The 12,886-nt window shown below is 61.9% G+C and carries 12 protein-coding genes; 2 read left to right on the top strand and 10 right to left on the bottom strand.

Annotation, left to right across the window (positions count from 1 at the left end; all coding sequences use genetic code 11):
- The first annotated feature begins 96 nt into the window (after positions 1–96).
- Positions 97–1,800 (top strand): thiamine pyrophosphate-binding protein, encoded by a 1,704-nt coding sequence (locus tag ACP7DE_RS24440; RefSeq protein ID WP_426074529.1) that lies wholly within the window; start codon positions 97–99, stop codon positions 1,798–1,800.
- A 73-nt stretch (positions 1,801–1,873) separates the two neighbouring features.
- Here ACP7DE_RS24440 and ACP7DE_RS24435 read toward each other — a convergent pair whose 3' ends face one another.
- The 10 genes from ACP7DE_RS24435 to ACP7DE_RS24390 all read right to left on the bottom strand — a co-directional run bounded on the left by ACP7DE_RS24435 (position 1,874) and on the right by ACP7DE_RS24390 (position 11,594).
- Positions 1,874–2,416 (bottom strand): hypothetical protein, encoded by a 543-nt coding sequence (locus ACP7DE_RS24435; RefSeq protein ID WP_426074528.1) that lies wholly within the window; start codon positions 2,414–2,416, stop codon positions 1,874–1,876.
- 151 nt (positions 2,417–2,567) lie between these two features.
- Positions 2,568–3,683 (bottom strand): porin, encoded by a 1,116-nt coding sequence (locus ACP7DE_RS24430; protein WP_426074527.1) that lies wholly within the window; start codon positions 3,681–3,683, stop codon positions 2,568–2,570.
- Positions 3,684–4,657: 974 nt separating this feature from the next.
- Positions 4,658–5,113 carry a nuclear transport factor 2 family protein gene (locus ACP7DE_RS24425; RefSeq protein WP_426074525.1) on the bottom strand — a complete coding sequence of 152 codons (456 nt, stop codon included), beginning with the start codon at positions 5,111–5,113 and terminating at the stop codon, positions 4,658–4,660.
- Positions 5,110–5,877, bottom strand: coding sequence for an SDR family NAD(P)-dependent oxidoreductase (locus tag ACP7DE_RS24420; protein ID WP_426074524.1), 768 nt, complete (start codon positions 5,875–5,877; stop codon positions 5,110–5,112). Before ACP7DE_RS24420 ends, ACP7DE_RS24425 begins: the two co-directional genes overlap by 4 nt.
- Entirely contained in the window at positions 5,874–6,434 is a 561-nt protein-coding gene (locus ACP7DE_RS24415) for a DUF3833 domain-containing protein (RefSeq protein ID WP_426074523.1), read from the bottom strand. The genes ACP7DE_RS24420 and ACP7DE_RS24415 overlap by 4 nt, the downstream gene beginning before the upstream one ends.
- On the bottom strand, positions 6,422–7,702 hold the full coding sequence (locus ACP7DE_RS24410) for an MFS transporter (protein ID WP_426074522.1): 1,281 nt from the start codon (positions 7,700–7,702) through the stop codon (positions 6,422–6,424). Before ACP7DE_RS24410 ends, ACP7DE_RS24415 begins: the two co-directional genes overlap by 13 nt.
- Positions 7,699–8,247 (bottom strand): chalcone isomerase family protein, encoded by a 549-nt coding sequence (locus ACP7DE_RS24405; protein ID WP_426074521.1) that lies wholly within the window; start codon positions 8,245–8,247, stop codon positions 7,699–7,701. Before ACP7DE_RS24405 ends, ACP7DE_RS24410 begins: the two co-directional genes overlap by 4 nt.
- A gap of 2 nt (positions 8,248–8,249) precedes the next feature.
- Positions 8,250–9,497, bottom strand: a complete 1,248-nt coding sequence (locus ACP7DE_RS24400) for a class I SAM-dependent methyltransferase (RefSeq protein ID WP_426074520.1) — start codon at positions 9,495–9,497, stop codon at positions 8,250–8,252.
- Positions 9,494–10,291: a DUF1365 domain-containing protein gene (locus tag ACP7DE_RS24395; protein ID WP_426074519.1), complete on the bottom strand. Its 798-nt coding sequence runs from the start codon at positions 10,289–10,291 to the stop codon at positions 9,494–9,496. Before ACP7DE_RS24395 ends, ACP7DE_RS24400 begins: the two co-directional genes overlap by 4 nt.
- The gene (locus ACP7DE_RS24390; protein ID WP_426074582.1) at positions 10,281–11,594 is read right to left on the bottom strand and encodes an NAD(P)/FAD-dependent oxidoreductase; all 1,314 of its coding nucleotides are present in this window, start codon (positions 11,592–11,594) and stop codon (positions 10,281–10,283) included. The genes ACP7DE_RS24395 and ACP7DE_RS24390 overlap by 11 nt, the downstream gene beginning before the upstream one ends.
- Positions 11,595–11,787: 193 nt before the next feature.
- Here ACP7DE_RS24390 and ACP7DE_RS24385 point away from each other — a divergent pair, with 193 nt between their 5' ends.
- Positions 11,788–12,738, top strand: coding sequence for a MerR family transcriptional regulator (locus ACP7DE_RS24385; protein WP_426074518.1), 951 nt, complete (start codon positions 11,788–11,790; stop codon positions 12,736–12,738).
- Positions 12,739–12,886: the final 148 nt, after the last annotated feature.

The following is a 12,886-nucleotide window of genomic DNA, read 5'->3' as shown; positions in this document are numbered from 1 at the left end:
ACTCACATAGAATGAGGCAAGCTGCTTGCATGCAAGCACATGCGCACCGCTTGCCCCAACTTCTTTGCCACCCCACTAGAATATAAAGAGCCGAACATGACGCAACAATCCCGTACCGGCGGCCAGATCCTGGTCGATGCCCTGCAGATCCACGGTGTCGACACCGCTTTTGGCGTGCCTGGCGAAAGCTACCTCGACGTGCTCGACGCCCTGCACGATTCGGGCATCCGCTTCATCATCAACCGCCAGGAAGGCGGCGCCGCCTTCATGGCCGAAGCCTACGGCAAGCTGACGGGCAAGCCGGGCATCTGCTTCGTCACGCGCGGACCGGGTGCCACCAATGCCTCGATCGGCGTGCACACGGCTTACCAGGATTCCACTCCGATGATCCTGTTCATCGGCCAGGTGGGCAATGATTTCGTCGACCGCGAAGCGTTCCAGGAAATCGACTACCGCCGCATGTACGGCCAGATGGCCAAATGGGTGGCGCAGATCGACCGCGCCGAGCGCATCCCCGAATATCTGGCGCGCGCCTTCCAGGTAGCCACCAGCGGGCGCCCCGGCCCCGTCGTGCTGGCCCTGCCGGAAGACATGCTCATTTCCATGGCGACTGTCGCCGACACACGCGCTTACCAGCCCGTGCAGGCGGCGCCATCCGACGCCCAACTGCAGCAACTGCGCAGCATGCTGGTTAGCGCGAAACAGCCGCTGGTGTTGCTGGGCGGCACCACTTGGACGCCGCAAGCGTGCGCCGACCTGCAACAGTTCGCGGAAAACAACCACTTGCCCGTCGCCTGCGCCTTCCGCTTCCAGGACTTGCTCGACAATGCCCACCCGAACTACATCGGCGACGTCGGCATCGGCATCAACCCAACACTGGCCGCGCGCGTGAAAAATGCCGATCTGGTCATCGCCATCGGCCCGCGCCTGGGCGAAATGACGACGGGCGGCTACACCCTGTTCGACTCACCCGTGCCGCGCCAGCGCCTGGTGCACATCCATACCGATGCCGAGGAACTGGGCAGCGTTTACCAGGCCGAGCTGATGATCAACAGCGGCATGCCGCAAGTCTGCGCCATGCTGGCCGCCATGGCGCCTGTGGATGCGTCCGCGTGGCAGCATACGCCGGGCGAAGCCAAGGCCGAGCTGGCCGCCTACCAGCAGCGCCCGCCCATCTTCCAGGATGGCCAGGCACCGCTGGATCTGTGGCAAGTGACACAGGAGATCATGGCGCAGGTGCCACCCGACACCATCCTGACGAACGGCGCCGGCAATTACGCTTCGTGGGCGCACCGCTTCTACCGCTACGGCGGCATGCGCACGCAGCTGGCGCCAACGAATGGCGCCATGGGCTATGGCGTGCCGGCCGGCGTGGCGGCGAAGATCGTGCATCCGGAGCGCACCGTGATCACCTTTGCCGGCGATGGCGAATACATGATGAATGGCCAGGAACTGGCCACGGCCGTGCAATACCAGGCCGGCGTGGTCATCATCGTCTTCAATAACCAGATGTTTGGCACCATCCGCATGCACCAGGAACGCGATTACCCGGGCCGCGTCTCGGGCACGACCCTGCATAACCCGGATTTTGCGGCACTGGCGCAAGCGTATGGCGCGCATGGCGAAGTGGTGAATACGACGGAAGAATTCGCCCCAGCCCTGCAGCGGGCCTTGGCGCACGCCAAGGCGCACAACTTGCCGGCCCTGATCGAGCTGCGCTACGACGGCAACCTGATCACGCCGAACGCCACCCTGGCCACCATCCGCGCCACGGCGGAAAAGGCGCAGGCGGCCAAATAAGCCCCTTGCAAGGCGAGAAATAACAAAAGCCCGGTCGATACTGGGCCTTTTTCTTTTTGACAGCGGGAATCGCTCAGGCGGCGGGCGCTAGTGCGCTTTCCTCGGCAGGCACTGCCTCGGCGGGCGCCTCCGGCATCGGTGGGCAGGGCGTGCAATTTTTCAAGGGACGGCCGAAATCGCGCACGCGACTCAGTTTCATGGGCATGCGCACGTTGCCGCCGCAGTAATCGCCTTCCAGCGTCAGGGTCTGCCCATCTTTGGAAAACTTGCCGACGATGGTGCGTTCTTCGCTGTCGGCGCCGGCGATGGTGAAGTCGAAGGCACCCGTGGCGACGTCCAGGTTGACGTCGTTGGCGACGATGGGCCAGCTCAGGGCGCCAGCCGTGAATTCGTAGATGACGGAATCGGCCTCGGCAAAGCGGTGCAGGGTCACGCGCTGGCCACCGATTTCGCCGCTATCCTTTTGCAAGCACAGATCCGAATAGACGGCCACGCCGTAGCGCTCCAGTCCGGCCGACTTCTTGCCCTTGACCGCGGCGAAGGCAGCACTCGTGGCGCCAGCGAGCAGCAGCGCGGCCAGCATAGCGGGCAGGCGCGGCAATGGGTATGAATACATGGCATTCCTTTACTTGAGTAACGGCGCCATTATAACTGGCACCGCCCATGCAAAAACGCGCCGCCAGGCCGAAGCCAGACAGCGCGTTTCTTTGCTTGCAGCATCCCCGAAGGGATGCTGGCAGCGATACTAAGCTTCGCTTGCGCGACTATTAGAACGAGTGACGAACACCAACGTTGAAGGCTTTGTCGCCCGAACCGATGTTGCTGTTGTTACCAACGGTGTAAGCTGCGCCGTTTTTGTTCTTGATCTTAGCGTACGAAGCGTAAGTGCTGGTGCGCTTCGACAGAGCGTAGGAGTAACCCAGTGCCCATTGATCAGCATCAGCGTTAGCGACGCCTTTGTCGTTGGTCTTGATGTACGAAGCCATCACGGTGCCAGCTGGGCCAACTGGTACGGTCGCGCCGACCAGCAGGTTAGCGCTGTCGGTGCTAGGAGCAGCAGCGCGGTAGCCGTAGGCGTTCAGGCTGCCGGTGGCGCCGAAAGCTTGACCAGCAACAACTGCGTTGTTGTTGTTCAGACCCGAGTTGTAGGTTGCGCTGTTGTCGCCTTTGTTGACGCCGTATGCCAGGAAAGCTTTGGCAACTGCGAAATCGTAGTTAGCTGCAGCCAACCAGTTACGTGCGCTACCTTTGTTGCTGGTAGCGGATTCGTTGCTGGTGGTGTTGTAAGCCAGACGTGCGTTCAGAGGACCGTTCGAGTAGCCAGCCGACGCGCCAATTTGACGGCCGTATTTGTTCGAATCAGCTTGTTCGCCGAAGGTGTAAGCAACATCAGCGTCAAAGCCGTTGAAGTTTGGCGAGGTGTACAGCACGGTGTTGCTGGTGCGGGTGTTCGCTGGGAACAAGTTTTTGGCGGAACCAGCGTAGCCCACTGCGAATGGATCAGCAACTTTCGACAGGGTGTTGTACCAAGGCGTGTATTGACGACCCAGGGTCAGGGTACCGGTCGTTTTGCTGCTCAGACCAACGTACGATTGACGGCCGAACAGAGATTCGTTTTTACCTTGCGCGCCGGTGTCAACGCCGAAACCAGCTTCCAGAACGAACAGTGCCGACAGGCCGCTGCCCAGATCTTCGGTGCCTTTGAAGCCCAGACGGGAAGCCGAAGCAACGCCGCTGTCTACTTTGTTGGTGGTGCCGGCTGCGCCGCCGCGCTCGCTGACAAAACCAGCGTCAACGGTACCGTAGATAACAACGCTCGATTGAGCTTGGGCTACGCCAGTGGCTGCTGCCAGGACTGCCAGGGTGATCAGAGTTTTTTTCATTGCGATTTCCTTTAATTTTTGAAGCAAAAAGTAATACAGCCTATGCATCTCGAGCTGCGCTCTAGCAGAGCGCTTTTTATGAGTGAGGGCAAGGTCTCCACCTGCCACATTGCTGTTCCGGTCAGGGGAACATTCATATCGGTATCGGCACGCTATTGCACCGATAAGCTTGAAGGCTGCATAACGACCGTCATTCGTGCGCCGGTTCGGTGCTCAAACGGCACCGGAAGCGGCACTATAACGACCGTTTCACATTCCATCAAGTTCCAACATGTTACTTCCGGTACCAGGCCGGGTGCTTTTACAGGCATTCCGACCATCGCCAACCGTACTACGCGACAGAGCCAGTGCCCCTTGCCAACCAATGCATTGGCCTGATTGACCATTCCATCATAGCGCATGGCTTGCTGGCACCCGTTGTATAAGTGCAACAGTATCAGGCGAGTGATTAAAACGTCAACATGCTTTACCCATCATTTGCCCTTCAAGACTTACACGACAAAGCGCACAATTTGTCAGGTGATAATGGATAAACGGGATGAAGCATACACGGCATCGCCAATGTTTGCCGCCGGATGCCCAAAAACGCGAAATAATGCGCCCTGTTTTGGTGCGTTGCCGCATTATTCAGGGGCGTAGGCACAAATTTGTACGTCGGTATGCGCATCCAAAAAATAGCCAGAGTGACAATAAATTTACTGACTTTCGGGTAACTTAAATTGCTCACATAGAAATGTTTTCCATGTTTTGCCATGCATGCGCCCGCTACCCGACAGCAACGGATGAGGACGACTCTTGCTTGCAAATTGCGCATCAATTGAAACAATTTCTTACAATGTTGCCTTCTCAATATTTTGACATATTTGTGTCAAAAAAACGACATATTGACCAAAATCAAGTTTTCGCCGCCCCAATTCCACACAATTAACTTTTTCTTTTTCGCATTTTTTGCTTGAAAGCATCAAGAAACAAGCTTAGCGCTGGCTTGCGCGCCGGAGCATGCGCATGAAACCGCCCAGCAGCGGCAGTTTTTCATACAATTCTTCGGCGGCATCCCAATAATCGCGGTGCAAGACCACCCGCCCCTGCATATCGAAGCGCACATGTGTGGCACCGCGAATACATTGTTCGCCAGATACCAGGCGTTTCATGCGGAAACGGAACTCCCACGTCAGAAAGGCTTGCGTCCCCTGCCCCAGGCTTTCCAGCACGACAAACCTCGGCGCATCGACTTGCATGAACATGTGCTCGAAGATGGCCAGGATGGCGGCATGCCCCACCACCTCGTTGAACGGGTCCTTGAAATGCGCGTCCGGCGCGTACACGGCGCCCAGCTGGGCCAGGCTTTCTATGCTCAAGTGCTCGTAAAATGCCACCAGGCGCGCCAGCGCGCCTTCCGTCTGCGCCGCATTCTGCATGCTTGCGTTCATAGGCCAGTCACCTTGCGGATCAACCAAAAATAGGCCCGGTACGGCAACAGCCGCGCCAGGCGCAGGGTATTCGTGAAGCGTTTGGGAAAGTGGATGTGAAAGTGGCCCCGCTCGATGCCATCGAGCATGGCGACGGCCGCGTCATGCGCCGTCATCAGGGCCGGCATCTTGAAATCATTGTCCGCCGTCAGGGGCGTGGCAACAAAACCGGGATTGATTTGATACACATCAATCCCGCGCCCATGCAAATCCAGGTACAGCGACTCTGTCAGGTTGATCAGCGCGGCCTTGCTGGCGCCATACGCGAGCGCCTTCGGCAAGCCGCCATAGCCGGCTACCGAGGCGACGATGCCGATGCCGCCGCTGCCTTGGCGCAACAGCCACGGCAATGCCTGCTCCAGGCAATTGAACACGCCGCCCACATTCAGGGCCAGCAAGCCCTGCGCCGCTTTCAGGTCAAAACTATCGGCGCGCATGGCCTGATAGCCGCCAGCGACTACCAGTATCAGGTCGATCTGCGGCCACTGCTGCTGCAAGTCCGCGCAGACGGAACGCAACTGCGCGGGCTGGGTGATATCGAGCGGCAATGCCTGCGCCAGCGGCTGCCCCTCGCACAGCAGTTCCAGGCTGGCGCGATGACGGGCCGACAAGGCCACGCACGCGCCCTGCTCCAGCAGCAAGCTGGAGCACGCGGCGCCGATGCCGCTGGAGGCGCCGATGATCCACACGCGCTTGCCAGCCCAGTTGGTGATCTTGCGATTCATGGGGCCGCCTGTGGACGCTTACTGAACGATAAAGTGACGGCGCCCAGGTTGAAGCCAAATTTGCTCATGGCGGCGCGGTTGAGCATGACCTTGTCATCCATCAGGAACATCCAGTCCTCGAAGTCGACGTGGTAGACCGTGCCATCGACGGGCAGCGCCAGCACGTACTGCCAGCGCAGCGCATTGCCGGCCACTTCGCCGATGGCCTCGCCGACTACGTCGGGCGCCGTGCCGATGAAGCGCCCAGGCGCCGTCTTGCGCAGGGTCCATACGCGCCTTTGCCGGCTGCCATCGGCGTACGTGAAATCCTCGTCCAGGGTACCCGTCTCGCCCACCCAACTGGCCCGCATCACCACCGTGAAGCGCTTGACCACCTTGCCCGAGCGGTCCTGGAAAATGCCGTACGCATCGAGCGTGCCATTGAAATACTGTTGCAGGTCCAGCACGGGCAATTCCTGCGCGTAAGTGGCCGGCGTGGGCGGCGTGGAGCAGGCGGCCAGCGCCAGCAGCAAGGCCGCCGCCATCATGCCACGCTGGCAGGATCTCATGAGGTGCATAGTCGGTTCTCCCTGGGTTCACTATATATATGTTGTAAAGGCGCGCGCCACAGCAACAGCGCCGCCAGCAGCTTCAGGGCGCAGGGCAGCAAGGCGTAGGCCGCCGACAGGGCCGGCAAGCCTTTGCCGCTGCCCGGCACATAGCCAAGCCAGGCCAGCAGGGGCAAGGCAATGCCGGCCGCCAGCGCCAGGCTCATTTGCACGCCCCAGTTCCACCAGCCGAAATACGCCGCTTCGTGCCGGCCCGCATGGCCGGCCGCGCCGATCAGCCCTGCCAGCAGGGCCGGCGGCAAGGCCAGGTCGGCGCCCAGTGCCAGGCCCGACAGCAGGCAAATGCTGGCAAAGCCCCAGGCGGCGCCTGCGTCGAGGCCATACGCCCAGACAAATACGCAAGCGGCCAGCAGCATGGCGCCGCCCCAGGCACGCGCTTCACCAAAGCGGCGCGCCAGGGCCACCCACAGGGGCATCGAAGCGGCTGCCGCGCAAAAATACACAATCAGGAACGGGCCGGCGTAGTGCCCCAGGCGCAGATAATCGCCGGCAAAGAACAGGAACAGAGTGGCGGGGATAGCGGCGGCCACGCCATTGACGAGCAAGACGGCGAACAGCCAGCGGAACGCGCGCTGGCGCAAAGGGACTTTCCAGCCACTGCCGGCGACCACGTCCCCGGCACTGCGCAAGGCAGGGCGCGGTGCGCGCGCCAGCAGCAGCGCGCCCGCCGCCAGCAGGCAGACGGCAAAGGCCAGCGACAAGCCGTCATAGCCGAGCACGGAAGTCAGCGCCGCCGCCAGGATCACGCCGACCAAGCCGCAGCCTTCGCGCACGGCCGCTACCCGCGCCCGCTGCGTGGGCGCCTGGCTCAGCGCCGCGCCCCAGCTCTGGTGCGCGATGCCGGCCAGGCCATAGGCCGTGTAGACGAGCAGCAAGGCAGCCAGGAACCAGGCCAGGGCCGCCCCATGCGACAGGGATGGCGGATGGAACAGGGCGCCAAAGCCCAGCAGCAACAACGGTAGCGCAGCGCCGACATACACGGCATAGCTGCGCCCGCCGCGCGCCATCCAGGCCCCCAGGGCCGGGTCGATGAAGGCGGCGACAATGCGGGCCGCCAGCAGCACGGCGCCGATCTGCGCCAGATCAAGGCTGCTGCGCTGCGCATAAAACGGCGCCACATATATATAGATGGGCAGCGCCAGCATGGCCAGCGGCAAGCCGAACAGGCCATAGTAGAACAAGGCCGGCAAGGTCAAAGTGCTGGCCCCGGCATTCATGGCAGCGGCGCCGCATGCTGCAACAGCGCGCCGCGTAGCTTCGGCGCCGTCGAATCGGGCGACAGCCAGATGGCGAAGAAGGCGCGCGCAAAGTCGCCATCGCTCACGTCAGCCAGCACCTTGCCATCGAGATAAAAACGCACGCCGGGCGCGATGCCGGCCCGGTAGGCGCCCGCGATGCGCTGGTCTTCCTTGACGTCGGGAAAGATGCGCTGCATGGTGGTCAACCACGCCAGGCGCTGCGCCTCGGTGCCCGCACCTACCTTCTGCATCTGTTCGTAACTGGCTTCGGCGATCTTCTTGCCATCGAGCGCACGCGCGTAGCGCAATTCCAGCACAAAAGGCGCCGTTGCCGACGCCGCGCCCTGGTAACCCTGCGCGCCCACCCAAAGTTGCGCGCGATAAATACGCATGCCGAACCAGGTATATTCGCCTTCCCCCGCCAGCCGCGCTTCGGGCACGTCGGCGGCGATAAAGGCAGGCGGCGCGGCCACAGCACCGGACATGCTCAACGACAGCACAACAGTGGCAAGCAAGCGGCGCATGGTCAGTCCTTGACGAGGGTAAATTGCATCACATCCGTGTTGTGCGCCTGGAAGGCCGCCTCGCAATACGCCAGGTAAAACTCCCAGGTCAGCAGGAAACGGCCGTCGAAACCCTGTTTTTCCAGCGCCGCGCGCTGGGCCAGAAAGCTGGCGCGCCACAGACGCAGGGTTTCCGCATAGTCGAGGCCAAAGCTGAAGGCGTCTTCCACGCGCAAGCCGTGCGCCTCCGCGGCGCGGCGAAACTCGGCTGGCGATGGCAGCATGCCGCCCGGGAAAATGTATTGCTGGATGAAGTCCGTGCTCTTGCTGTAGCGCTCGAACAAAGCGTCGGCGATGACGATGGTCTGGATGCAGGCGCGCCCGCCCCGTTTCAGGTTGCGCGCCACGCAGGCGAAATAGCCGGGCCAGTAGCTTTGCCCCACGGCTTCGAACATCTCGATCGAAGCGATGGCGTCGTACTGGCCATGGCTGTCGCGGTAGTCGCACAGTTGCAAATCGGCCTGTTGCGCCAGCCCCGCGTCCTGCAGGCGCTGGCGCGCATAGGCGAGTTGCTCGGTGGATAAGGTCAAACCCGTCACGTGGGCGCCGTAGTCACGCGCCGCCGTTTCCGCAAAGCCGCCCCAGCCGCAGCCGATTTCCAGCACGCGCTGGCCCAGCTGCGGCTGCAGTTGCAACTGGTCGGCAATGCGCGCGTATTTCGCGCCCTGCGCCTGCTCCAGGCTGGTGCCTTCGCTAAACAACGCACTCGAATACGTCATCGACGGATCCAGCCACAGCTGATAAAAGGCGTTGCCGATGTCGTAATGGGCGTGGATATTTTTCTTGCTGCCGGCGCGCGAATTGCGGTTGAGCAAATGCCTGACCTTGTAGACCAGATTGCCCCACCAGTTACCGTAGATCAAGGACTCAATCTGCGCGCGGTTGCGTATCATCAACTCGATCAAGCCCGGCAAATTGTCGGTGCGCCAGTCGCCCGCGATAAACGTTTCGGCAAAACCGATGTCGCCCGAACGCAGGACGGCCGAGCACAGGCGCCAGTTGTGCAAGTCCAGGGTGACGGGGTGGCTGCCGTCGCCGAACAGCAAGATGCTGCCGTCAGGCGTGCGCAAGCGCAGGGCGCCGTGTTGCAATTTTTCCAGCAAGCGCACAATCATGCGTCCGGTGGCAGGCATATCCAGATGGTCATGCCCAGGCAAGGGAGTGGGGCTGCTGCGCGCATGCATGGCGGTCGGCAGGGAGTCAGAGCTCATCGGGACACCTTTTCTTGTGGGGGTAGGGGTTTGCTGAAAAACGGCACGCGGCGCAGCCACAGGCGCAAGGCTTGCCAATGGATGCGCGCCATCACGCCAAACGTCATCAGGGGGTAGCGCAGCAAGGCCCAGGCGATGACGCCATCGCGCAGCGGCTGCGCCGTGCCGGACAAGCTCGTTTGCAGCAGCGGACCGTCGAGGTCGTCGTAATCGACCCGGGCCAGGTGGCGCTCGCCGCCCTGCTCGGGCTTGCGCAGGAAACGGAAACGATAATTTCCTTCCACCTTGCAAAACGGCGATACATGGAAAATTTTGTCGGCACGCAACTCACTGCCATACGCGATGGCGCCGCCCTGCTCGAGCAAGTACAGATGACGCTCGCCAAAGGTATTGCGTACATCGCACAGCACGGCGCGCAGCACGCCATCCGGGCGGTGGCAAAACCAGAAACTGATGGGGTTAAAGACATAGCCAAACATGCGCGGCATGGTTTGCAGCCAGATTTCGCCACCCGCGTCCAGCACGCCTTGCTGGCGCAGCAGGCCATCGATCCACTCCAGCAGCGGTGTCGTGCCATCGCCATGGTCGCTGTCGCGGAAGGCCAGCACGTTGGCACCGTTGCGCGAAATCAAACGGGCGGGAAAATCCTGCACGCCCAGACTGCGCAAGGGCAGGCGCAGATAAAACATGCCGTAACTGAAAGCATGCGCGCGCGGACGCAGCCGCGCATGGCGCACCCGTCCCAGGCACAGCTGGGGCTGCGGCGGCACGAGCGGCGAGGGATCACGCGGCATGACCGAGCTCCGCCGACGCCATGCCGTTCAACGCGTCTGCCACGGCCAGGCCCGACTTCAAGCCGTCTTCATGAAAACCATAGCCCGTCCAGGCACCCGCAAACCACGTGTTCTGCGTGCCTTGGAAGCCGGCCAGGCGCGCCTGGGCAGCAATGGCCGCACCATCGAACACAGGGTGGGCATACGAAAACGCGTCGATCACCTTGGCCGGATCTGGCTCGTCGAGCGGATTGAGCGAGACGATGACGGGCGTGCTGAACGGCAGCGGCTGCAACTGGTTTAGCAAATAATGCACGCACACTTGCGGCGCCTCGCCATCCCCTTGCGCCGGCCGGCCCTGGTAATTCCATGCCGACCAAGCCTTGCGGCGCTGCGGCAGGCAAGACGCATCCGTATGCAGCACAGCCCGGTTCGGCTGGTAGCGCACGGCTTCGAGCACCTTGCGCTCGTCGTCGCGGATGTCCGCCAGCAGAGCCAGCGACTGGTCGCTGTGGCAAGCCAGCACGACGTGGTCGACATGCTCGACGCCGGCGGCTGTATGCAGCTCGACCATGCGCGCGCCGCCGTGCGGCTGGCGGCGCACGGCCAGCACGGGGCACGCCAGGCGCTGCTGCGCAATGCCCGCCAGCAGTTTTTCCACATACATGCGCGAACCGCCCCGTACCGTGCGCCATTGTGGCCGGTCACTGACTTGCAGCAAGCCATGATTGTGGCAAAAACGGATGAAAGTAGCCAAGGGAAAGGCCAGCATCTGGCGCGCCGGGCACGACCAGATGCAGGCGGCCATCGGCAGCAGATACCAGTGGCGGAATTCGTCGCCGTAAGCATGCAGGTCGAGAAACTCGCCCAGCGACATGGCCGGCGCCGGTACGCTGGCCGCAGCCAGGGCGCTGGCCTGGCGGTTGAAGCGCAGGATATCGCGCAGCATACGCAAGAAGGCGGGGCGCAGCAGATTGCTGCGCTGGGTAAACACGGTATCGAAATTGGCACCCGCCCATTCCAGCACGCGGGCATCGGGCGTGGTGCCCAAGGGCATTTTCACGGAAAACGACATGTCGCTGTCGGCCGCCTCGACGCCGAGTTCGTCAAACAATTGCACCAGGTTCGGGTAGGTGGCGTGGTTGAACACGAGAAAACCCGTGTCGACGCCATGCGTGACACCATCGAGCGTGACATCCACCGTATGGCTGTGGCCGCCAAAATAATCGCCCGCCTCATACAAGGTGACGTCCTGACCCGCCTGCGCCAGGCGATAGGCACACGACAAACCGGCAATTCCCGCTCCGACGACGGCGATCTTCATAACAGTATCCATATCAAGTTTGTCCAGGACAAAACCAATAATCAAGTAAATATTGATCTATGTCAATGAGCGAGCGAACCGCTCAGAAACTTATACGCAGGCAATTTTCTATCGGATTCAGCTATTTGGTCCGGGGCGGCGGAAGGCGTAAAATGCATCTCACGTTCTTTTTGCATGCGAGCAAGCCCCCTGTATGGATATCGACCTGCAACCGCTGCAACCCCCGCCCACCTTCAGCATCAGCGATGTCGAGCGCGACACCGGTCTGGCCAAGGAAACGCTGCGTGTGTGGGAACGCCGCTACGCCTTTCCCCAGCCACAGCGCGACGCCTTTGGCGAGCGCAGCTACCCGGCCGAGCAAGTACAAAAATTGCGCATGGTCAAGCACCTGCTGGACCTCGGATTTCGTCCGGGAAAAATCATGCAGCACAGCACCGCGCAGCTACAGCAGTTGGCCAGCGCCGGCAGCGCAGCGCAACCCTTGCCACAACCGCAACTGGCGCATTACCTGGCCCTGTGCCGCGGCCAGCAGATAGCGGAACTGGGCGACGCCCTGCGCCACGCGCTGGCCGTGCTGGGTCTGAAAGCCTTCACCATCGACGTCATCGCTCCCCTCACCAGCATGGTCGGCGAAGCGTGGGCATGCGGCGAACTGGCCGTATACGAAGAGCATCTATATAGCGAAACCTTGCAGACGGTACTGCGCCACGCGATTTTTTCCCTGCCGCAAGCCAGCAGCCCGTCCACGCGCTCGCCGCGCATCGTCCTGAGTACCTTGCCGCAGGAGCGCCATGGCCTGGGCCTGCTGATGGCCGAGGCGCTGTGCGCGGCGGCCGGCGCCCATTGCATATCGCTGGGAATAGAAACGCCGCTGACCGACATTGTCGCTGCCGCCCGCGCGCAGCGGGCCGATATCGTGGCGCTGTCGTTTTCCAGCGCCAGCAAGCAACGGCAGACGCGCGACAGCCTGCAGCAGTTGCACGCGAGCTTGCCGCCAGACATGGAATTGTGGGCTGGCGGACGCAGTCCCGTCCTGTACAAGCACCCGCCGCCCTTCCTGCTGGTGCTGGACTTGCGGCAAGTCGAGGAAAGCATCGCCGACTGGCGCCGCCGCCATCAGGCGCTCGCCCTGCAAACCCACTGAACCGGCTGGAAAGCCGGACAACTGCGGTGATCTCCGTGGATAGCCGCGCAATGTTGCCAATCGAACAGTAAAGCATGAAGGGCCGGGCCCGCTCTGGTAGAATAGCCCGTAACAACAGTGTCCGGCGCCGCCGGGCCTTAGGTCAGCA

The sequence above is a fragment of the Janthinobacterium sp. DSP2-3-3 genome (genome assembly GCF_049897325.1).
Taxonomy (GTDB): domain Bacteria; phylum Pseudomonadota; class Gammaproteobacteria; order Burkholderiales; family Burkholderiaceae_D; genus Janthinobacterium.
Note: the sequence above shows the minus strand (reverse complement) of the source record. Positions and strands in the feature narration are given on the sequence as shown.